Source organism: Lutibaculum baratangense AMV1, from assembly GCF_000496075.1.
GTDB lineage: Bacteria > Pseudomonadota > Alphaproteobacteria > Rhizobiales > Tepidamorphaceae > Lutibaculum > Lutibaculum baratangense.
The window spans coordinates 332,123-350,514 of sequence record NZ_AWXZ01000040.1; the positions used below are offsets into that span (position 1 = coordinate 332,123).

Here is an 18,392-nt window from a genome sequence, read left to right on the forward strand (position 1 = left end):
TGATGCCGCGAGCCCTCCTCGCGCTCGCGGTGGCGCTTCTGCCCACCGCGGCCGCGGCCTGGCCCGACGCGCTCGACGGCCATGGCGGGCCCATCCGGGGTCTCGCCGGGGGAGAAGGCGAGATGCTGTCGGCGTCCTTCGACTACACGATCATCCGTTGGCGGCTGAGCGAGGAGAAGGCCGAGGTCGCCGCGCGCCTCGTCGGCCACGAGGCGGCCGTGAACGATGTCGCCTATGTTCCGGGCGGCCGGCTCGCGGTGTCGGCCTCGGACGACGGCTCCGTCGGGCTCTGGGATCTCGAGGCCGGGGAGTTGGCGCAGCGCTTCGCCGGCTCCGGCGAGAAGGTGCTCGACGTGGCGGTCAGCCCCGACGGCACGCTCGCCGCATCGGCCGGCTGGGATCATGCCGTGCGCGTCTACGACGTCGCGGCGCGCGAGGAGGTCGCGGTCCTCGAGGGGCACGACGGCAACGTGAATGCCGTGGCCTTCGCCCCGGACGGGCGCACGCTCTACTCCGGCGGCTATGACGGCACCGTCAGGCGCTGGGATCTGGAGACGATGCGGGCGGAAGCTCCGCTCGTCAGGCATGGTTGGGGCGTGAACGTCCTGCAGGCCCTGCCGGGCGAGACGCTTCTCTACGGCGCGGCGGACGGTGTCGTGGGGCTCGTCGACCTGAGGCTCGGGCAGGAGCTCAAGTCGCTTCCGCCGATGGGAGGGCCGGTTCTCTCGGTCGCCTTCGACGAGGCCAGTGGACGCGTTGCGGTGGGCAGCGCCAAGGGGGAGCTCGTGCTCTACGACCTCGCCGACTGGAGCGTGGTAGCGCGCTTCGAGACGCCCTACGGGCCGATCTGGGGCCTCGCCTTCGCACCGGACGGGCGGGCGATCTACCGCGCGGGGCTCGACGACCGCGCCTTCCTCTGGAGGTTCGATCCGGCGAACCCGTTCGAGCCGCTCGACGAGGAGTTTCCGCGCAGGTTCCAGGTGGGTAGCGACGACGGGATGGGGGCCGGCGAACGGGAGTTCCGCCGCAAGTGCTCCGTCTGCCACACGCTCACGCCCGACGGGGAAAACCGCGCAGGACCAACGCTTTACCGCCTCTTCGGGCGGAAGGCCGGCACGGTGCCGGGCTATCCCTACTCCGACGCGCTGAAGGAACTCGACATCGTGTGGACGGAGGAGACCGTGAGCCAGCTCTTCGACCACGGCCCCGATATCGTGACGCCTGGCTCGAAAATGCCGCTGCAACGGCTGAAGAACGACCTCGACCGGGACGCTCTCGTCGCATATCTGAAGGAAGCGACCGAGCCCTCGCCCGCAGACGACACCATCATGAAGGGAGACGGAGGATGAAAGCCTTCCTCGCCGGCTGTGCGCTCATGACCATTATCGGCGTGGCCGCCTGGGTCGCGCTCGGATCGATCGACATGTCGGCCTCGAGCGTTTACGTCTCGGAGCGTGGCTCCGTGCGTCTTTGAAGGCGACGCGGGGCCGAACAGACAGGCTGGAGGCCCTATGAACGAAGACCGGTTCAACATGTCGCTCAGGAAATTCCTGAAGCAGGTCGGTGTCACGTCGCAGCGCGAGATCGAGCGCATCGTGCACGAGGGCAAGGTCGACGGCGAGAGCGTGACTGTCCGCGTGGTCCTCACGGCCGAGGGAACGGATCTCGAGCACGTGGTCGAGGGGAAGATCGACCTCGTCTGAGCCAGCGATCATGCATTTGCCGGAGCCGATCCTCCCTCCGCTCCTGAGCGGCCGGTCCGTGAAAACCCCCGCGCGGCCGTTCGAGGCGGCCGTCGAGGCCGCACGAACCGGCGAGGCCGGGGGTGGCGACGTGGTGTGGGGACGCGACGCGGCGCACTTCATGATGGCGTTGGTGCTCGAGCCCGACACGCCGCGCCGCCGGGCCATCGAGATGCTGCCCGTGGCCGTCGCGGCGCTGACCGACGCGCTGGCCTCGCTCGCGCCGCCGGAGACGTCGGTGACGGTCGACTGGCCGAACACGGTGCGCGTGAACGGCGGCCGGGTCGGCGGCGTGCGGATCGCCGTGTCTCCCGAGGCGGCGCTCGACGACATACCCCTATGGATGGTCGTGGGGATGGACATCGCCCTGATGCGGCAGGGCTCCCGGGCCGATCCGGGGCTCGAGCCGGACGTGACGGACCTTCACGAGGAGGGCTGCGGCGAGATCACCCGGACGGATCTCGTGGAGGCGGCCAGCCGCCACATGTTGGCGCGCGTTCACGAGTGGGAGGCCGAGGGCTTCGCTCCCGCGCATCGCACGCTGATGTCGCGCATGCCGGAGCCCGGCTCGACGCTCGAGCTGCACCACGAGGGGCGCCGGTACGAGGGGCGTTTCCTGGGTCTCGCGGAGCATGGCGATCTCGTGCTCGGGACGAGCAGCGGAACGATCATCCTCGAGGCTGCGGGCGCTTGCGGGTCACCGGAAGAGGCCCTGCGGTGAAGATGCTGCGGACGATACGGCTCGATGCCTCGGACGAGCACGTCTTCGCGCCGGCCGCGGCGCCGGGCGAGCTGGCGGTCTCGGGGGCCTTCGCCTTCGCGGCGATCGAGCCGGAGGGGCTCGCCGGAAAGACCCGGCAAGCCTTTGCGAACGGTTTTCTCGGCCTCACGAGCTTCGGCCGGGCAACCTTCGTCGCGGTGACGGAGGCGGACGAGGTGGAGCTCGAGGCTGCGCGCGAGGCGCTGGCCCGCCATTTCGTGGAGCACTACGGCGCGCCGGGGCTTGCCGAGGCGCGGCCCGAGGCGGAAGCCGAGCTGGCCTTCGCCATGGATCTTGCCAAGGATGCGCTGTTGAACACGATCTTCACGGTCTGGCGCGGGATCGGCGAGGACGGCGGCATTCGCGAGGCCTTTCGCATCGTCGAGCCGACGCGAGAGCCACAGCACGCGCGCGTTTGGGACGTCGTGGAGGAATGATGGCCACCGGCGAGGGAGATATCTGGCTCGACACGCGCGAGTTCTGGCTGTCTTCCGGCTACCAGCTGACGGAGCCGGCAGGGAACGGATGGCTGGGCGTGACTCCGGACTATATCCGCGCCTATCTCGCGCGGCCCGAGATCAAGCCCGTAGAGGAATCCTGTCTGGCCGAGGAGCAGCTCTACGACTCGCTGCTCGCCGACCCCGCGCGGATGGTCTCGCCGGTCGAGCTGCAGGCCCTCGCCGACGAGGACGCCGCCGAGAACTATCGCATCTTCCTGCGCTTCCGGAACCTGCTTCTCGGCGAGGGGACGCTCGAGGGCGCGTATATGGCGATCGTCTCCGGGCGCAGCGACCCGGTGCCCCCGCTCTTCGTCGACCAGCTCGCGCACGCGATCCTGCGCAACGTCCTCAAGACCGCTTCCGACCCCTTCCGAATGCGCGCAGGCGAGATCTTCTTCCGCGAGCAGAGCGTCAGTCTCGACGACGGCCGGATCATGCTCGCCGACCACGAGATCGTGGAGATGATGGCGGCGTCGGGGGGGCTCGGGGGGCTCGGCCAGCTCATGGCGATGACGGGAACTCCGCAGCGCACGGTCGAGATGGACGTGCTGAGCGACGACAACAAGGAGACCTACTGGGCGCGCAGCGACCGGTTCGACACCGTGGCCGACTTCCGTTTCACGGAACCGGCGCTCGACGCCTTCGCGCGGGTGATCGAGGCGTGGATCAAGCACTTTCTGGGCCTTGCAGTCCGGGTGCAGCCGATGCAGTCGATCAAGGACGAGCGCTGGACCTGGCATATCGGCCTCGATGCCGAAGCCACCGCCATCCTGAACGCGCTCTACGAGGGGAAGGACGTGGACGACGAACGGCTTTCGCGCGTTCTGGCGCTGTTTCGGATGGAGATCCGCGACGAGGAGGCCGTCATGGAGCGGATGCGGGGCAAACCCGTCTATCTCGGCCTCGCCATGAGCGCCGATCGCCGGCTGCGCATGAAGCCGCAGAACCTGCTCGTGAACCTCCCCCTGGCGGGGCGCTGAGATGGCGGCTCCACAGGGTGATCGCGACCCGCTGAACGGGCCTGTCGCCCGCGGCGTGGCAGCGCTCGTGCTCGTCGGGGTGATCGCGCTCCTCGTCTACCTGAACCGGTACGAGCTCTTCCGCGAGCGTGTCGAAACCTCGGGCCTGCCGCCCGCCGTCCAGGACTGCGTGACCGAGCGGCTCTCGCGTCTCGACGACCAGATCTCCCGCGGGCTCGTGACCCAGGAGATGGCAGCGCCGATCCGCGAGAGCGTCGTCAATTTCTGCAGGGAGACGGTGGGCGAGGGGGGCTGAGCCCGTGTGGGAGCCGAGCCACCCTTCGCCAATTCGGGTTCCGCGCATCCGGCGGCGACGACTGCCCGCGACGAAGAAGTCCCACAGTCGAAATCCATTGAAACCTTCATAACCTGTCAGTCCCGATCAATCTCTTCTTAATCGAGGGGAAGTTACCGATAGGGCCGGTGGGAATGCCGTCTCGGGGCATTTCGCAGGCCTGCGTCGCCGGGGATGGGCTTCGCCCACGGGGGATGGCGGCGGCCGGCTCGGTTGGGGAACCGGAACATGGTGCGGGTGCAGTCTGTCGTGGCCGCCGGGGATAGCCCGGCGGAAGCCTTGTCCGATCTCAGACGCAAGCTCGACACGATGGACCTCTCCCCCTCCTTCCTTTTTGCCTTCTACGCGTCGACGCAGGACGACGCCGACCTGTACCGCGTCCTGGCGGAGCGGTTCCCCGGCGTGCCGCTGGTCGGCGGAACATCCTGTTCCGGCGTCATGTCCGGGAAGGGCCTCGGCGGCAGGCACTCGATCGGGCTTCTCGGTATCGAGGATCCCGATGGCAACTACGGTTCGGCAGCGGAACGCCTCGGTCATGACGCGGCCGGTGCCGCGGAGCGAGCGCTCGCATCCGCGCTCGACGCCGCCGGTTGCCCCGGAGAACTGCCGGAACTCATCTGGATCTATCAGACGCCCGGGCACGAGGAAGCGGTGATCGAGGGCCTGCGGCGGACGGTGGGCGACGGCTGCCCCATCGTGGGCGGCAGCGCCGCCGACGAGGCCGTCAGCGGCGAGTGGCGCCAGCTCGGCCCCGAGGGGCCGATGCGGGACGGGGTCGTGGTCGGCGTCCTGTTCTCCACGGGCGGCATCGGCCTCGCCTTCCGAGGCGGCTACGAGCCGGCGGGGCCGAGCGGCATCGTCACGCGGATCGACGGCGAACGCGGATCGGAGAGCGGTATCGTCACGAAGGCGCGTGGCCGCCGGATCCTGGAGATCGACGGTCAGCCGGCCGCGGAGGTCTACGACCAGTGGATCGGCGGCGGGCTCGCCGGCAAGATCGCCTCGGGTGGGCCGATCCTGGCTGACACGACGATGTGGCCGCTGGGACTCGACGCCGGATCGCTGGCGGACGTGCCTCACTATCTGCTCGTACATCCGGAGGCCGTCACTGCCGAGCGCGGGTTGTCGACCTTCGCCACGATCGAGGAGGGGACGCGCCTCTACGCGATGCATGGCGATCGCAAGCGACTGATCGACCGGGCCGGGCGCGTCGCGGCGGCGGCACTGGACGAGGTGGTCGGCGCGGGCGGGCGGCTGGCGGGGGCGATCGTCGTCTATTGCGGCGGGTGCAGGCTGGCCGTGGGTGACGAGATGCCGAAGGTCGCCTCGGCAATCGCGGAGCAGCTCGGCGGCAGCCCGTTCCTTGGATGCTTCACGTTCGGCGAGCAGGGGCTGCTGCTCGGGCGAAACGTGCACGGCAACCTGATGATCTCCGCCGTGGCCTTCGGCACCTGAGCGAGGCCGGTTCATGGGAAGCTCCGAGGAACTCCGCGAAACACTCGTCGCCATGGAGCGGCAGATCGACCGGCTGCGCACGGACAATGCGCACGCGACGCTGTTGATCGACGCCCTGGAGGCGCTGCTCTGCGAGGAGGAAGGGGAGCACTTTGCCGGCGTGTTCGGCGCCTTGCGCGACGTCTTCGCCTTTTCGCAGGCGGTCGTCCTGGCGGAACGGGAGACGGGGGGCGGGGACCTGGAATGTGTCGCGGCGGAGCCGGCGGCCCTCTGCGACACGCTCTGGACGGTCGGCCGCTTCTTCCGGAAGGTCCTCGACGGGCGTGTGGCGGCGACATTCGACAATAGCGGGTTCGAGGAGTGGCAGACCCATCCCGGCGGAGGGCTTTCATCCGAGCAGCCGGCGCTCTACCTGCCGATGCGCGTGCGCAATCGCCGCGGCGTGATGATCCTGTTGCGACGGCAGGGAGAGGCGGGCTTCGACCGCAGCCATGTCTCGCTCGCCCGGAAGTTCGCGCTTCTCGCCTCTCACGCCTTCGCGGCCCGCTACGCACATCAGAGCGAGGTGGAAAGCCAGCGCCTGCGCAGCCTCATGCAGCGCCTGGAGGACACCCAGGCCGCGCTCGCCCACCGCGTGAACCACGACCAGCTGACGAACCTGCCGAACCGCAGCTGCATCGAAGATACGGCGCAGCGCATCCTCTCCGATCCCGGGAACGGCGAGACGCTTGCCCTGGCCTTCATCGATCTCGACGATTTCAAGCAGGTGAACGACGCCTACAGCCACCTCATGGGCGACGCCCTGCTGCAGGCCGTGGCGCGGCGCATCCGTGCCAATGTCCGCGAGACCGACATCGTCGGCCGGATCAGCGGCGACGAGTTCGTGATCCTCTTCCGAGGCTTTCAGGACGCCGCCGATCTCTGGCGGATGGCGGAGCGCCTGAAGGCGCAGCTCGGTCTCCCCTACCTCATCGATGGTCTCGAGCTCCAGGCCACCGCCTCGATCGGCATCGCGCTTCATCCCGAGCATGGTGTCGACTACGACACGCTTCGCCGGAACGCCGACACCGCGATGTACAAGGCAAAAAGTGCGACCAAGGGCTCGGTCGCGTGCTTCGACGAGGAGATGGGGCGCGCTGCGCGAGCACGGGTGCTTCTCGAGCGGCGCCTGCACCGGGCCGTCCGCAAGGGCGAGTTCCGCTGCGCGTTCCAGCCGAAGATCGACCTCGCGACCATGCGCCCCGTGGGCTTCGAGGCGCTCGTGCGGTGGGTGGACGGCGACGGACGGGTGCACCAGCCCGGCGCGTTCATCGACGCGGCGGGCGAATTCGGCATTCTGAACCGCATCGCGGAGTTCGTCATCGAAGACGTCGTGGACCAGATGTCCTTCCTCGACACGCATTTCGGCATGGGCACCCACTTCAGCGTGAACGTGTCGGCGCGGCAGACGGCGGATGCGGGCTTCATGGAGAGCCTGATCGCCCGCCTGGGCGCGGCGAAGCAGCCGGACCGCTTCGTCGTCGAGGTGACGGAAGATGCGTTCGTCTCCGGAACGTTCCAGTCGAGGACGCTGCCAAGGCTGAAGGACCTGGGCGTCAGCGTGTCGATCGACGACTTCGGCACGGGGTATTCCTCGCTCGCGACATTGGCCGACGTGACCGCCGACGAGCTGAAGGTCGACAGATCGTTCATCTCGGGCATCCACCAGCGGCCGCGCAGCCAGAGCATCCTGAGGATGATCGAATCCCTCGCCGGCGCGCTCGGCATGACGGTGGTGGCGGAAGGCGTGGAGACGGGGGAGGAACTCGACTACCTCCTCGGGGCCTCATCGATCAGGCTCGCGCAGGGCTTCCACTTCTCCCGACCGCTCTTTCCGGCGCAGCTGGTGTCTGAGGGCCGGCTCCACCAGCCCCTCGCGGCGGTGGCCTCCGGCCTTTCCCTGCCGGGCGACCAGGGCAGGCTGGTCGCGGCAAGGTGACGGCGTCCGGCGCCGGAGCCGCCCCTTCGCCGGGAGAGGCGGCCGCGGATCTGGAACCACAACCGGCCTGCCCCCCTTTCATGAGCCATGAAAGCGCTCCTCTTCCACAACCCCACCGCCGGTGAAGGCGATTGGCCGGCCGAACGCGCCCGCGAATGCGTGCGTCGGGCCGGCGCCCAACACGAATACGTCTCGACCAGTGAAGACGGATGGCGCGAGCAATTGGGGCAGCCATGGCCGCTCGTGGTGGCCGCGGGCGGGGACGGCACCGTCGAGAAGGTCGCCTGCGGGATACGGGGGCACGAAGCGCCGATCGCCATCCTGCCGACCGGCGGCTCGAACAACCTCGCGCGCCTGTTCGGCGCCGGCCTCTTCGAAGGCATGCTGAACGGCAGCGGCGCGGATGTGTGCGAGCTGCCCCTTCATGTGGCCTCCGCCACCTGGCCGGGGGGCGCGCAGGACTTCATCGAGTCCGTCGGTGTCGGCCTCGTCGCCGATGTCGGCATCGACGGGCGCAAGCTGAATGACAGGGACGAGAAGAGGGAGGTCGGCCGCCGAAGGCTGATCGACGGGCTTCGCGATCCGAGGACGGTCCGCGCGTCCGTCACGATCGACGGCGAGCCGATGACGGAGCCGGCGCTGATGGTCGAGGTCATGAATATCGGGATGGTGGGGCCGAACCTGATGCTCGCTCCGGGATTCGATCCGGCGGAGAGGCGACTCTCGGTCGTCTGGGTGCCGCTCGAGGCGAGGGAGGCGATGCTCGACTGGCTGAGGGATCCCGACGCCTCCGAGGCGCCGGTGCGGCAGGCGAAGGCCGACCGCGTCGTGCTGACGCTCGACGGAGAGGCGATGCATGTCGGAGACGACGTCTACGAGGGCATCGAAGGTGACGTGAGGGTCGCCCGGAAGGAAGGCGCTCTCCGAGTTCTCGTGCCGGGGGTGGAGCCATGACCGACCGAGCAGGCTTCCTGCCGCAGGAGAGCCTCGAGGCACTGGAGCGGGCAGCCGCCGAGCTAGCGGCCCTCGCCGGCGCCGAGATCTCGGGCGCGCTCGGCGCAACGCTGGCGGTGCGCTACAAGGGCGGCGGCCCTGAGGGCGACATCTTCCGCGATCCCGTGAGCGAGGTCGACCACCGCACCGAGATGCTCATCCGGGAGCGGCTCGCGCGGGACTTTCCCGGCCACGGCATCCTCGGCGAGGAGCTCGACGACGTGCCGGCGGACGAGAAGGGCCTCGTCTGGGCGGTCGATCCGATCGACGGCACGACGAACTTCGTCAACGGCTTCCCGCTCTTCGCCGCTTCCGTGGGGGTGCTTCACCACGGGCGTCCGGTCGCGGGCGCGGTCTGGTGCGCCACGAGCCATGCGCTGCGGCCGGGCGTCTACCATGCGCGGGAAGGGGGGCGGTTGAGGTTCGAGAGCGAGGTGCTCGAGCTGCACCCGAACCCGGCCGTCCGGCGGCGCCTCGCGGGCTCGCCTGGCCTGGACCCGAAGCCCGCGCCGCACTGGGACCACCGCAAGACCGGCTCCGCCGCGGTCGAATGCGCGTTCGTCGCGGCCGGGCTGATGCAGGTCGCGTGGTTCGCGACCCCGAATGTCTGGGACGTGGCGGGAGGCATCGTGCTCGCACAGGCGTCGGGACGGACCGTGCATTCAGGCGGCGGGGCGGGCTGGGCCCCGTTCCAGGGGTTCGACCCGGCCGACCTGCACGGCTGGCGCGGCCCCCTGGCGCTCGGCGAGCCGGAGGCGGTGGCGGCGCTTCTGGCCGAGGCCTGAGCGCGCGCCTCCGTGGCTCAGCTCAGGAAGTCGTCGACCTTCCGAGCGCCGCCGCTCCCGTTCGCGTGATCCCGCTCCCGCTCGGAGAGATAGTCTTCCGTCGTGCGGACGCGCGGCCGTTCGCCGAAGGCCATCGGGGCCGGGCCCGCGACGGAGTACTGTGCCTCGACCCGGCAGTTGTCGCACATGCGGATGAGGTCGAGCTGCCCCTCGGAGCGGAACATCGAGTGGCCGGCGAGGCGCTCGACCACCCGCTCGATAGACTTCTTCGTGCCGAACGGCTTGCCGCAGGAGATGCACTCGAAGGGCTCCTCCTCGTAGAGCACGATCTGCTCCTGCGCCTGCGGCGTGAAGTCGAAGCGGGGCTGAAGCGAGATGACGCTCTCCGGGCACGTTTCCTTGCACAGGCCGCACTGGACGCAGGCCGCCTCCTGGAAGCGGAGCTGCGGCCGGTCCGGATTGTCGAGAATCGCGCCGGTCGGGCAGGCGCCGACGCAGGAGAGGCAGAGCGTGCAGCCTTCGGTGTCGACGAGGATGCGGCCATAGGGAGCGCCGGCCGGCAGCTCGATCCGCTCGGGCGCGTCCGTCACCGCGTCGTGCAGGGCGGAGAGCGCGCTGCGCGCGATCTCGCGCTTCGTGCCGACGGCGGCGAAGCTGCGGAAGGCGGGCTGCGGTGCCGGCGAAAGGGCGAAGAGTGCCTCCTCGACGGCGAAGGGATCCGCCTCGACGAGGAGCGAGATGCGCGGGGTCTCCGCCTCTAGCCCCAAGGCCGAGAGGAAGCTCGCGGCGAGGCCCGCCTGGGCCTCGAGCGGCGGCATCTCCTCGACCCGCTCGGGCCCCGCGAGGACGACGATGCGCTCGGCGCCCGCCGCGAGCGTCGCGGCCAGGATGTCGTGGCCGAGCTCGGTGACGGCGAAGAGCGGCACGGGCAGGACATTCGCGGGAAGGCCGCGCCCGAAACGGGCCATCGCCGAGATCAGCTCACCGCCGCGCCCGTCCTCGTGGAAGAGCACGACCGGGTGCAGTCCGCCGGCGCGGGCATAGGTGCCGAGGAGGATCTGGAGCTTCGCGACGAGGTCGTGCCGCCGGGGATAGCGGTAGCTGATCGCGCCCGTCGGACAGACGGCGCTGCACGAGCCGCAGCCGGCGCAGGTGCCGTGGTCGAGCAGGATGCGATCGCCATCGGACTGGAGCGCGCCGGCCGGGCAGACGTCGAGGCAGTTGCGGCAGCCGATCTTGCGGCTGCGCGAATGGGCGCAGATCTCCTCGGAATAGGCGACGTATTGCGGCTTCTCGAACGTGCCGACGTAGTCGGAGATCTCGAACATCGCCCGCGCGACCGCCGCGGGGTGGTCGGGATCGGCGCGGAAATACCCGTCGCGCTTGTCTGGCGCCGGGACGAGCGGCGTGCCGCCCGAGAGGTCGAGCACGAGGTCGCAGGGCGCCTTGGCGCCGTCGCGCGGCATGGCGAAGAGCGGCTCGGCGCGCGAGGAGGGGACGAGCGGCGCGTAGCCGTCGACCGTCACCTCGAACCTGCCGAGCGAGCCGGTGAGGCGCGAGATGCGGCCCTTGTGGATCGGCACGTCGGCGACGGAGGGCGGGATGAAGTCCTCGTCCGTCACGAGCAGGTTGACCGAGAGCCGTCCCGAGAGCGACTTGGCGACCTCGAGCGCCTGCTGGCCGGGGCCGTAGACGAGGCAGACGCCTTCGGACCGGGCCGTGTGGATCGGCGCCGGCTCGCTCGCATAGGCCGCCGCCGCCAGAAGCGCCGCGATCTTCGGCTGCGCCGCAGGGCCCTGTTCTCCCCAGCCTGCGTTCTCGCGAATGTTGGTGAAGTCGACGCGCTCGCCGTGGCCCGCTTCCTCTGCGAGCTCGCCGAAGAGCGGCGCTTCCTGCGTGCAGGCGACGAGAACGGAGCCTTCGCCGGCGAGCGCCTGCTCGAAGGCGGCCGTCTCGCGGCGGCAGAGATTGGTGTGAATTCGCGGCGTGCCGTCCGCGCCCAGAGCCTCGGCCAAGGCTTCGCCGTCGAGCGACATCGTGCGCTCGCAGTCGCACAGGAGGATCCTGCGCCCGTTCAGCTTCATATCGGTGATCTGCTTCCCTGTCCGGCGCGTTCGTCAGAACACGCCAGCCTCTCTCCTTCGCGGCATTCTAGGGATATGGAGCCGCGGCCGCAAACTTCCTATGTTGCGGCAAGATGTTTCGGCCGAGGAGGGCCGCGCAGGTTGAGCAAGGCAGAGCACATCCCCGTCACCGTCCTGGTCGAGCGCCGGGCGGCGCTGAGCCGCTGGGCGGACGAGATATTCAAGCCGGTGGCGGTCGTGCCGGGCAGGGAGGATGGGCCCGACTGGCAGGAGGTGCCGGGACGCGACGGTGTCACCACCTTCCGGGCAGGCAGTTTCGGCATCGAGCTGCACCCGACCGAGGCCGAGGCCTACAAGTACAATCTCACGATGCGGAACCCTTCCGTTCTCGTGGTCCTCGTGCCGGCCGCCGGCGCCATCCCGTGGCGGCTCCATCTCGTGACGCTGTCTCCCTACGAGGCGGAGGCCTATCTCGTGGCGGGCGACGCGATCGTCGAGCCGGTGCCGATCCCCGAGCACGTCGCGATGATCGTCTCCGACTTCGCGGACCGGCACTACAAGCCCGAGCCCTTCAAGAAGCGCAAACGCGACAAGGCACCGGGCGAGGAGGCTCAGCTCTTCGGCAAGGAGCCGATCTTCGACCGGACCGGGGGACGCGGAGGCGCCAATGGCTGAGGATCGGAACTTCCTGTCGCGCTGGTCCGAGCGCAAGCTGCAGAGGAAGCGCGAGGAGGAACAGGCGGCCGAAGCGGAGCCGCGGCACGCCGAGGAGCTTCCCGCGGAGGAGGCGCCCGCCGGCGAGGTCACGGAGCCCCCTGAAGGGGACAGCCCGCCGGAGCGCCACCCGGCCGAGGACATCGACATCGAGAGCCTGACGAAGGAGTCCGACTTCACGATCTTCATGCAGGCCGGCGTGCCGAAGGAGGTGAAGCGGCGGGCGTTGCGCAAGCTGTGGACGAGCGACCCCGTGCTCGCCAATCTCGACGGGCTCAACGACTACGAGGACATGACGCGCGTCTACGGGATCGGCCCGATCGGGAAGACCGCCTGGAAGATCGGCCGCGGCTTCCTGACGGACGAGGAGATCGGCCTCAACGCCCGCGAGAAGGACGAGGCGCCGGAGGTGGCCGAGCAGGAAGAGACCGTGCAGGCGGTGGACGAGGACGGGCTCGACCGGCACGAGGTGGCCGCCGCCGATTCTCCCGCTGCCGACGTGACGGAGGAGCAGGAGGAGACCGGCGAAGAGCCGGGAGACGGATCGGACGAGGCCGGGAGCGGCGGGCGAGCCTGATTCGTGGCGAACCCTTCCGGCGCTCCCGGTCTCACGATCGGTTCGCCGGGGTGCTGAGCCCGTCGTCCGCCAGGTGCTGGCGCAGCATCTCGGTGTACTGCTTGACCATGTGCTGGACGAAGTCCTCGTGGTTGTCGACCTCGAGGATCGCCTTCGCGACGTAAGCGCTGTAGCGCGTCGAGGCGTAGACGAACGCCATGTGCAGGTCGGTCGCGTTGACGGCCTGGTTCTGCCTGTTGGCGAGGTCGATGAACTTGTTGGCGACATCGAGGAACGCCTTGGTGTCGAGCTCCCCTTCCTTGCGCGCGGCGCGGCGTTCGGTGCGGTTCATGTCGGTCACTCCTGGTTGCGGAACGAGGGGACGAGGGCGCCGTTGCCCTCGCAACTCAAATGGTCTCCTGCAACATCGTCCGGAGGAAGCCCGATGCAAGAGCGAGACGGGATTTCGAACGGGGCGTACCCGCGCCCGACGGCAGGATCGATCGCCGAGACGGTGAGCGGCCTGTCCGACGAAGCGCGCTCCCTGCCGCGCGGGGCCGCCGGTGGCAAGGGGGCGGTCGAGAGGCGGAGGCAGGAGACGCCTTCGCATCGCCTGCAGGACGAGCCCGCCGAAGGGTCTCGCGAGACGGTCGAGAATGAGCTCGAGCGCCGCTCCGGTGATACCGACGACGGTTGAAATCCATCCCCGGCTTGAGCGGAGTGCCTCCCCGCCCTTATGTGAGGGGGAGGATTCCTCGAGCTGGAGAAGAGAATGGCCGATGCCCGCCCCTGGCCGACCGAGTTGCGCGTGTCGAAGGACAAGCGTCTCCTGACGGTGACCTTCGAGGATGGCGCCCGGTACGAGCTGTCGGCCGAGTATCTTCGGGTCATGAGCCCGAGCGCGGAGGTCCAGGGTCACTCACCGGACCAGAGGAAGACCGTGCCGGGCAAGAAGGACGTCGGCATCATGTCCGTGGAGGTTGTCGGCAACTATGCGGTCCGAATCAATTTCGACGACATGCACACGACGGGCATCTATTCCTGGGACTATCTCCGCGACATCGGCGCCGACCACGATCGCCTGTGGGGCCGGTATCTGGAGGAGCTGAAGGAGAAGGGGATGAGCCGCGAGCGCGCGTGACGCGCCGCCCGCACGTCCTGCCCGAATTGTGGGAAGGCCGGGGCCGCTCCCGCCACCCCGGCCTTCCGCCCCCAAGACGCCCCCAGGGCGTGAACCCGAAACGGTTATCTCTGGACGACGACCCGGGCGCCGACCGGCACGCGGTCGTAGAGGTCGATGACGTCCTCGTTCGTCATGCGGATGCAGCCGGACGACATCTCGCGGCCGACGCTCCACGAGACGTTCGTGCCGTGGATCCGGTAAAGCGTGGAGCCGATATAGAGCGCGCGGGCGCCCAGTGGGTTCATCGGCCCGCCTTCCATGTGGTTGGGCAGCGTGGGCAGCGCCGCGCGCATTTCCGCCGTCGGCGTCCAGCCCGGCCACTCGGCCTTGCGCGTGATGTTGAACGTCCCGGAGAACTGCTTGCCCTCGCGGCCGACGCCGATCGAGTAGCGCCGCGCCTTGCCGCCTCCGAGAACCAGGAAGAGCTCCTTGGCCGTGGTGTCGACGACAATCGTGCCGGGGCCGTGGTCTCCGGCGAAGGCGACGGTCCGCGGCGCCTGGTGACGCGAGCTGTACACGCCCACGTCCTCCAGGGGCCGGCCGGTCGTGGGGTCGAGCTGAATCGCGTCCGCCGGCTGCGACACCGTGACGAAACCCGCAAACAGGCAAAGCAATAGGCGGAAGCCGAGCTTCATAACCCCGAATCCTTCAGGTCGATCCATCGCCACATGCGCGCGACCGGTCCCAAAGCGGACCGATGCGCAACGCCTCTTTGTCCGCGAGAGGCAGTAAATAATCAAGCAACGGCCCCGGCTGGCGGCGTTGCAACGAGAGGCCGTAGCCATATGTTGCACGCCTGTAACAGTGTTGTTGCACTCCGGCGGGAGGCGCGACAGCGGGACGATCGAGCTCGTGGAGACCTGACGCATGAATGACCACCTGCCCCCGCCGGCGCCCGACTGGGCGCTCTTTCTCGACTTCGACGGCACGCTGGTGGAAATCGCCGAGACGCCCGACGCGGTGCGCGTGTCGCCGGACCTCCTGCCCGTCCTGCGCGATCTCTTCGACCTCCTCGGAGGGGCACTCGCCGTCGTCTCGGGTCGCGCCATCGCCGACATAGACGCGCGCCTCGGCGCGGAGGGCTTCCCCGCTGCCGGCCTGCACGGCCTCGAGTTGCGCACGAGGGGGGGCGGGCCGGTCGAGACGGCGGTGGAGCCCGAGATGCTCGACCATTTCCGCGAGGTCTTCGGCGCCTTCGAGCGGGAGAACCCGGGGATCCTGATGGAGGACAAGGGCGCCGCAGTCACGCTGCACTACCGGAGGCGGCCCGAGCTCGCAGAGGCGACCGCCCGGGTGGTGGAGGACGCGCTCAGAGGGCAGGAGGGCTTCCACGCGCTCAACGGCAAGATGGTGATCGAGGTGAAGCCCGACGGCGCCGACAAGGGTGGGGCGGTGCGCGGCTTCATGGCCGGTCCGCCCTTTCTCGGCCGCACGCCCGTCTATCTCGGTGACGACGTGACGGACGAGCACGCCATGCTCGCCGCCGCGGAGCTCGGGGGCTTCGGCGTCAAGGTCGGGGAGGGAGAAACGGTCGCCCGCTACCGCCTCGACAGCGTGCCCGCGGTTCACGGCTGGTTGATCGCAGCCGCCGATTCGCTGCGCGAGAGTCTACGATCAGATTAACATCTTATTTTGCCGGTGGGGGTAAACCTAGCGACCGTCGAAGTTCGCAAGGTCTCGCTCCAAATGCGCATAAGCTCCTTGACGAGGCGCTTCGGTGAGGACCGCAGCGGCAACATCATAGTGGTCTTCGCGCTGGCACTGATCCCGATATTCGGCCTCGTCGGCGCAGCCATAGACTATGCTCGAGCGACATCCGAGCAGGAAAAGATCCAGCGGGCACTGGATACCGCCGTGCTTGCCGTCAACCGTCAGATCGGCCAGATGGACGAGGCGGAGCTGAAGGAGTATGCGCAGTCCATCGTCGACGCGAACCTTCAGGGCCTGTCGGCGAACATCGACGAAGTCTCGGTCGACGAGGAATTGAGGCAGGTGGATATCGTCGCGTCCTCGAGTGTCGAGACGGCGCTCCTGAAGCTTCTGAAGATCAACGAGATCGGGATCTCCGCCCGCGCCCAGTCCAAGACCGGCTCCGCCAGCTTCGAGATCGCCCTCGTCCTCGACAACTCGGGGTCGATGGCGGGCGACCGGATCCTGACCTTGCGAAAGGCCTCCGAGGATCTCGTGAACACGCTGTTCGGCAACGACCCTGTCAGCGACGAGGTCAACATCTCCGTCGTCCCGTTCTCCGGCTCGGTGAATGTCGGGCCGCAGAACGCCAACGCGACGTGGATGGACCGCAACGCCATCTCGCCCGTGCATCAGGGCATCTTCTCCGGAAAGGTCAACCGGTTCGACCTCTACAAGAAGTTCACGAACATCACCTGGGCTGGATGCGTGGAGGTGCGGCCCGCGCCGCACAACGTGACCGACAGCCTCCCGAGCGCCTCGGATCCCGCGACCCTCTTCGTGCCGACCTTCGCGCCGGACGAGCCCGACTACCGTAAGGTCTGGATCTTCAATACAGACGACTACACGAACAACTACATGACGGACAAAAGCGGCTCGTGCACGAAGGACACATCGCAGTTCCAGGGCTCCGGCGACGACGTGAAGAACACGGCGCAGGTCTGCAAGTACACGAGCAGCGTCACGTCGAAAACGGGGAACAGCGGCGCGAGCATCAGAGGTCCGAACTACATCTGCGACTCCGAACCGATCACGCCGCTGACGAATGTGAGGTCGGATCTCCTCTCGGCGATCGGCAAGATGCAGGCGAAGGGCTACACGAACATCCTCGAGGGCGTGACGTGGGGGTGGCGCACTCTGTCGCCGGGGCTGCCGTTCACCGAGGGCGTGCCTTACGACACGCCGAACAACGCGAAGTTCATGATCGTGATGACGGACGGCGCGAACACCGTTCCGACGAACAACAACCAGGGGCTGAAGTCGGCCTACACGGCCTTCGGCTACGCGAACGAGAACCGCATGGGCACGAACCACAACAACGGTGCCACGGTCCAGAAGATGAACGAGTACACGCTTCAGGCCTGCAACAACGTGAAGGCGGCCGGGATCAAGGTCTTCACGATCGCCTTCGCCATCGACGACGCGACGACCGTGAACATGCTGCGGGGCTGCGCCTCGGCCACGGACGCTGCCTTCACCGCGCAGACGACGAGCGAGCTCTCCGACACGTTCGCGAAGATCGCGGGCACGCTGGGCGAGCTGCGCATCTCGCAGTGAGCGCGAGGGTTGCGGAACCAGGCCGCGCTGGATGAAGAAGTTGAAATCCGGAGAGCAGCTTCGCGAAAGGCGGGGCGAGCCAGGATGGAGTCGGGGCGTCAAGGCCCCCAAAGCGTAGACGGCCTGGAAGCCGTCCGCCGACGGTCCCGCCCGTGCCCGCCGCCCCGGCGGGACCGTTGCCTCACGCCGTCACGCGAACACGACGCAGATGACGGCGACGATCGGGTGGGCCACGGGGGAGATGGTGGGCGGTACTGGACTCGAACCAGTGACCCCAGCGATGTGAACACTGTGCTCTACCAACTGAGCTAACCGCCCACGGGATCGCGCGGATTTAAGGGGCGGCCGGGGGGCAAGTCAAGCCGCAGGTCGCGCCGCTCACGCCTTTTCTTCCTCAAGCCTCAGATAAGGCGCCACCGCGTCCCACAGCTCGTCGTAGTGCGAGATCACCCTGTCGGGATCGAACGCCTCGACCGGTGTCTCGGTGTAGCCGAAGTCGAACGCGACGACCGGCACGCCCGCGTTCTGGGCGCCCAGGATGTCGTAGCGGCTGTCGCCGACCATGACCGCGCGGGCGGGATCGCCGCCGGCGCGGGCGATCGTGCCGAGCACGTGGCCGGCGTCGGGCTTCCTGACGCCCAGCGTGTCGGCGCCGACGATCGCGGCGAAGCGATCGGCGAGGCCCAACGCGTCGAGGAGCCGCCGCGACAGGCCCTCGAGCTTGTTCGTGCATACCGCGAGGGTCACGCCGGCGGACGCGAGCCTGTCGAGAGCCTCCAGGCAGCCCGGATACGGCGCGGAGCCCACGGCGATGTTCCGCTCGTAATGCTGGAGGAACCTCAGATGCATCGGCTCGATGCGGGGGTCTTCGGGCGACACTCCGTGCGGCTCGAGCGCCTGCGCGATCATCGCCTTCGAGCCGCGGCCGATGATCCCGATGTCGTGGGGGCGGTGCGGCCGGCCGAAGCCCGCTTCCTCCAGCACGACATCGAGCGTGGCGAGGAGGTCGGGCGCGGTGTCGACGAGCGTGCCGTCGAGATCGAAGACGACGGTGGCAGCCGGCATGGCACACTCACTTTCCG

At 68.7% G+C, this 18,392-nt stretch carries 21 protein-coding genes and 1 tRNA gene; 17 read left to right on the forward strand and 5 right to left on the reverse strand.

The window, feature by feature from the left end; all coding sequences use genetic code 11:
* Positions 1-2: 2 nt before the first annotated feature.
* The 11 genes from N177_RS19315 to N177_RS19360 all read left to right on the forward strand — a co-directional run bounded on the left by N177_RS19315 (position 3) and on the right by N177_RS19360 (position 9,527).
* The gene (locus N177_RS19315; protein WP_023434113.1) at positions 3-1,349 is read left to right on the forward strand and encodes a c-type cytochrome; all 1,347 of its coding nucleotides are present in this window, start codon (positions 3-5) and stop codon (positions 1,347-1,349) included.
* A complete protein-coding gene (locus N177_RS22275) occupies positions 1,346-1,474 on the forward strand; it encodes a hypothetical protein (protein ID WP_023434114.1) in 129 nt (42 codons plus the stop codon). The genes N177_RS19315 and N177_RS22275 overlap by 4 nt, the downstream gene beginning before the upstream one ends.
* 37 nt (positions 1,475-1,511) lie before the next feature.
* Positions 1,512-1,703, forward strand: coding sequence for a DUF6494 family protein (locus N177_RS19320; RefSeq protein ID WP_023434115.1), 192 nt, complete (start codon positions 1,512-1,514; stop codon positions 1,701-1,703).
* Between the two features lie 10 nt (positions 1,704-1,713).
* Entirely contained in the window at positions 1,714-2,463 is a 750-nt protein-coding gene (locus N177_RS19325; protein WP_023434116.1) for a biotin/lipoate--protein ligase family protein, read from the forward strand.
* 2 nt (positions 2,464-2,465) lie between these two features.
* Positions 2,466-2,939, forward strand: a complete 474-nt coding sequence (locus N177_RS21765; RefSeq protein WP_244444321.1) for a DUF6505 family protein — start codon at positions 2,466-2,468, stop codon at positions 2,937-2,939.
* Positions 2,939-3,982, forward strand: a complete 1,044-nt coding sequence (locus tag N177_RS19335) for a DUF6352 family protein (protein WP_023434118.1) — start codon at positions 2,939-2,941, stop codon at positions 3,980-3,982. Before N177_RS21765 ends, N177_RS19335 begins: the two co-directional genes overlap by 1 nt.
* Before the next feature lies 1 nt (position 3,983).
* The gene (locus N177_RS19340; RefSeq protein ID WP_040486186.1) at positions 3,984-4,277 is read left to right on the forward strand and encodes a hypothetical protein; all 294 of its coding nucleotides are present in this window, start codon (positions 3,984-3,986) and stop codon (positions 4,275-4,277) included.
* A gap of 318 nt (positions 4,278-4,595) precedes the next feature.
* Positions 4,596-5,771 (forward strand): FIST signal transduction protein, encoded by a 1,176-nt coding sequence (locus tag N177_RS19345; RefSeq protein WP_244444315.1) that lies wholly within the window; start codon positions 4,596-4,598, stop codon positions 5,769-5,771.
* A 13-nt stretch (positions 5,772-5,784) separates the two neighbouring features.
* Positions 5,785-7,749, forward strand: a complete 1,965-nt coding sequence (locus tag N177_RS19350) for a putative bifunctional diguanylate cyclase/phosphodiesterase (RefSeq protein ID WP_023434121.1) — start codon at positions 5,785-5,787, stop codon at positions 7,747-7,749.
* A gap of 87 nt (positions 7,750-7,836) precedes the next feature.
* Positions 7,837-8,703 carry a diacylglycerol/lipid kinase family protein gene (locus tag N177_RS19355; protein WP_040486187.1) on the forward strand — a complete coding sequence of 289 codons (867 nt, stop codon included), beginning with the start codon at positions 7,837-7,839 and terminating at the stop codon, positions 8,701-8,703.
* Positions 8,700-9,527, forward strand: a complete 828-nt coding sequence (locus N177_RS19360) for an inositol monophosphatase family protein (protein WP_023434123.1) — start codon at positions 8,700-8,702, stop codon at positions 9,525-9,527. Before N177_RS19355 ends, N177_RS19360 begins: the two co-directional genes overlap by 4 nt.
* Positions 9,528-9,544: 17 nt before the next feature.
* Here N177_RS19360 and N177_RS19365 read toward each other — a convergent pair whose 3' ends face one another.
* A complete protein-coding gene (locus tag N177_RS19365; RefSeq protein ID WP_023434124.1) occupies positions 9,545-11,611 on the reverse strand; it encodes a 4Fe-4S binding protein in 2,067 nt (688 codons plus the stop codon).
* Positions 11,612-11,752: 141 nt separating this feature from the next.
* On the opposite strand from N177_RS19365, the gene N177_RS19370 reads away from it, so the two are divergent.
* Positions 11,753-12,286 carry a DUF3305 domain-containing protein gene (locus tag N177_RS19370; protein WP_023434125.1) on the forward strand — a complete coding sequence of 178 codons (534 nt, stop codon included), beginning with the start codon at positions 11,753-11,755 and terminating at the stop codon, positions 12,284-12,286.
* Entirely contained in the window at positions 12,279-12,902 is a 624-nt protein-coding gene (locus N177_RS20815; protein ID WP_023434126.1) for a DUF3306 domain-containing protein, read from the forward strand. The genes N177_RS19370 and N177_RS20815 overlap by 8 nt, the downstream gene beginning before the upstream one ends.
* 31 nt (positions 12,903-12,933) lie before the next feature.
* Here the strand turns inward: N177_RS20815 and N177_RS21770 are convergent, their stop codons facing one another.
* Positions 12,934-13,233 (reverse strand): DUF3144 domain-containing protein, encoded by a 300-nt coding sequence (locus N177_RS21770; RefSeq protein ID WP_023434127.1) that lies wholly within the window; start codon positions 13,231-13,233, stop codon positions 12,934-12,936.
* A gap of 93 nt (positions 13,234-13,326) precedes the next feature.
* On the opposite strand from N177_RS21770, the gene N177_RS21775 reads away from it, so the two are divergent.
* Entirely contained in the window at positions 13,327-13,578 is a 252-nt protein-coding gene (locus N177_RS21775; RefSeq protein ID WP_023434128.1) for a hypothetical protein, read from the forward strand.
* 75 nt (positions 13,579-13,653) lie between these two features.
* Positions 13,654-14,022, forward strand: coding sequence for a gamma-butyrobetaine hydroxylase family protein (locus N177_RS19390; RefSeq protein WP_023434129.1), 369 nt, complete (start codon positions 13,654-13,656; stop codon positions 14,020-14,022).
* A gap of 104 nt (positions 14,023-14,126) precedes the next feature.
* Here N177_RS19390 and N177_RS19395 read toward each other — a convergent pair whose 3' ends face one another.
* Positions 14,127-14,699 (reverse strand): L,D-transpeptidase, encoded by a 573-nt coding sequence (locus N177_RS19395; RefSeq protein WP_023434130.1) that lies wholly within the window; start codon positions 14,697-14,699, stop codon positions 14,127-14,129.
* Positions 14,700-14,931: 232 nt separating this feature from the next.
* Between N177_RS19395 and otsB the strand changes: the two genes are divergently transcribed.
* Both otsB and N177_RS19405 read left to right on the forward strand, forming a co-directional pair.
* Positions 14,932-15,687: a trehalose-phosphatase gene (gene otsB / locus N177_RS19400; protein ID WP_023434131.1), complete on the forward strand. Its 756-nt coding sequence runs from the start codon at positions 14,932-14,934 to the stop codon at positions 15,685-15,687.
* Between the two features lie 78 nt (positions 15,688-15,765).
* On the forward strand, positions 15,766-17,310 hold the full coding sequence (locus N177_RS19405; protein ID WP_023434132.1) for a TadE/TadG family type IV pilus assembly protein: 1,545 nt from the start codon (positions 15,766-15,768) through the stop codon (positions 17,308-17,310).
* Between the two features lie 242 nt (positions 17,311-17,552).
* On the opposite strand, the gene N177_RS19410 is transcribed toward N177_RS19405, so the two are convergent.
* A tRNA-Val gene (locus N177_RS19410) sits at positions 17,553-17,628 on the reverse strand.
* Between the two features lie 60 nt (positions 17,629-17,688).
* Positions 17,689-18,375, reverse strand: a complete 687-nt coding sequence (locus N177_RS19415) for an HAD-IA family hydrolase (RefSeq protein ID WP_023434133.1) — start codon at positions 18,373-18,375, stop codon at positions 17,689-17,691.
* Positions 18,376-18,392 lie beyond the last annotated feature (17 nt).

Excerpts from the sequence above, each read along its gene's own strand:
- N177_RS19315 (WP_023434113.1), top strand. The coding sequence starts at position 3 with ATGCCGCGAGCCCTCCTCGCGCTCGCGGTGGCGCTTCTGCCCACCGCG.
- N177_RS22275 (WP_023434114.1), top strand. The coding sequence starts at position 1,346 with ATGAAAGCCTTCCTCGCCGGCTGTGCGCTCATGACCATTATCGGCGTG.
- N177_RS19320 (WP_023434115.1), top strand. The coding sequence starts at position 1,512 with ATGAACGAAGACCGGTTCAACATGTCGCTCAGGAAATTCCTGAAGCAG.
- N177_RS19325 (WP_023434116.1), top strand. The coding sequence starts at position 1,714 with ATGCATTTGCCGGAGCCGATCCTCCCTCCGCTCCTGAGCGGCCGGTCC.
- N177_RS21765 (WP_244444321.1), top strand. The coding sequence starts at position 2,466 with ATGCTGCGGACGATACGGCTCGATGCCTCGGACGAGCACGTCTTCGCG.
- N177_RS19335 (WP_023434118.1), top strand. The coding sequence starts at position 2,939 with ATGGCCACCGGCGAGGGAGATATCTGGCTCGACACGCGCGAGTTCTGG.
- N177_RS19340 (WP_040486186.1), top strand. The coding sequence starts at position 3,984 with ATGGCGGCTCCACAGGGTGATCGCGACCCGCTGAACGGGCCTGTCGCC.
- N177_RS19350 (WP_023434121.1), top strand. The coding sequence starts at position 5,785 with ATGGGAAGCTCCGAGGAACTCCGCGAAACACTCGTCGCCATGGAGCGG.
- N177_RS19355 (WP_040486187.1), top strand. The coding sequence starts at position 7,837 with ATGAAAGCGCTCCTCTTCCACAACCCCACCGCCGGTGAAGGCGATTGG.
- N177_RS19360 (WP_023434123.1), top strand. The coding sequence starts at position 8,700 with ATGACCGACCGAGCAGGCTTCCTGCCGCAGGAGAGCCTCGAGGCACTG.
- N177_RS19365 (WP_023434124.1), bottom strand. The coding sequence starts at position 11,611 with ATGAAGCTGAACGGGCGCAGGATCCTCCTGTGCGACTGCGAGCGCACG.
- N177_RS20815 (WP_023434126.1), top strand. The coding sequence starts at position 12,279 with ATGGCTGAGGATCGGAACTTCCTGTCGCGCTGGTCCGAGCGCAAGCTG.
- N177_RS21770 (WP_023434127.1), bottom strand. The coding sequence starts at position 13,233 with ATGAACCGCACCGAACGCCGCGCCGCGCGCAAGGAAGGGGAGCTCGAC.
- N177_RS21775 (WP_023434128.1), top strand. The coding sequence starts at position 13,327 with ATGCAAGAGCGAGACGGGATTTCGAACGGGGCGTACCCGCGCCCGACG.
- N177_RS19390 (WP_023434129.1), top strand. The coding sequence starts at position 13,654 with ATGGCCGATGCCCGCCCCTGGCCGACCGAGTTGCGCGTGTCGAAGGAC.
- N177_RS19395 (WP_023434130.1), bottom strand. The coding sequence starts at position 14,699 with ATGAAGCTCGGCTTCCGCCTATTGCTTTGCCTGTTTGCGGGTTTCGTC.
- otsB (WP_023434131.1), top strand. The coding sequence starts at position 14,932 with ATGAATGACCACCTGCCCCCGCCGGCGCCCGACTGGGCGCTCTTTCTC.
- N177_RS19415 (WP_023434133.1), bottom strand. The coding sequence starts at position 18,375 with ATGCCGGCTGCCACCGTCGTCTTCGATCTCGACGGCACGCTCGTCGAC.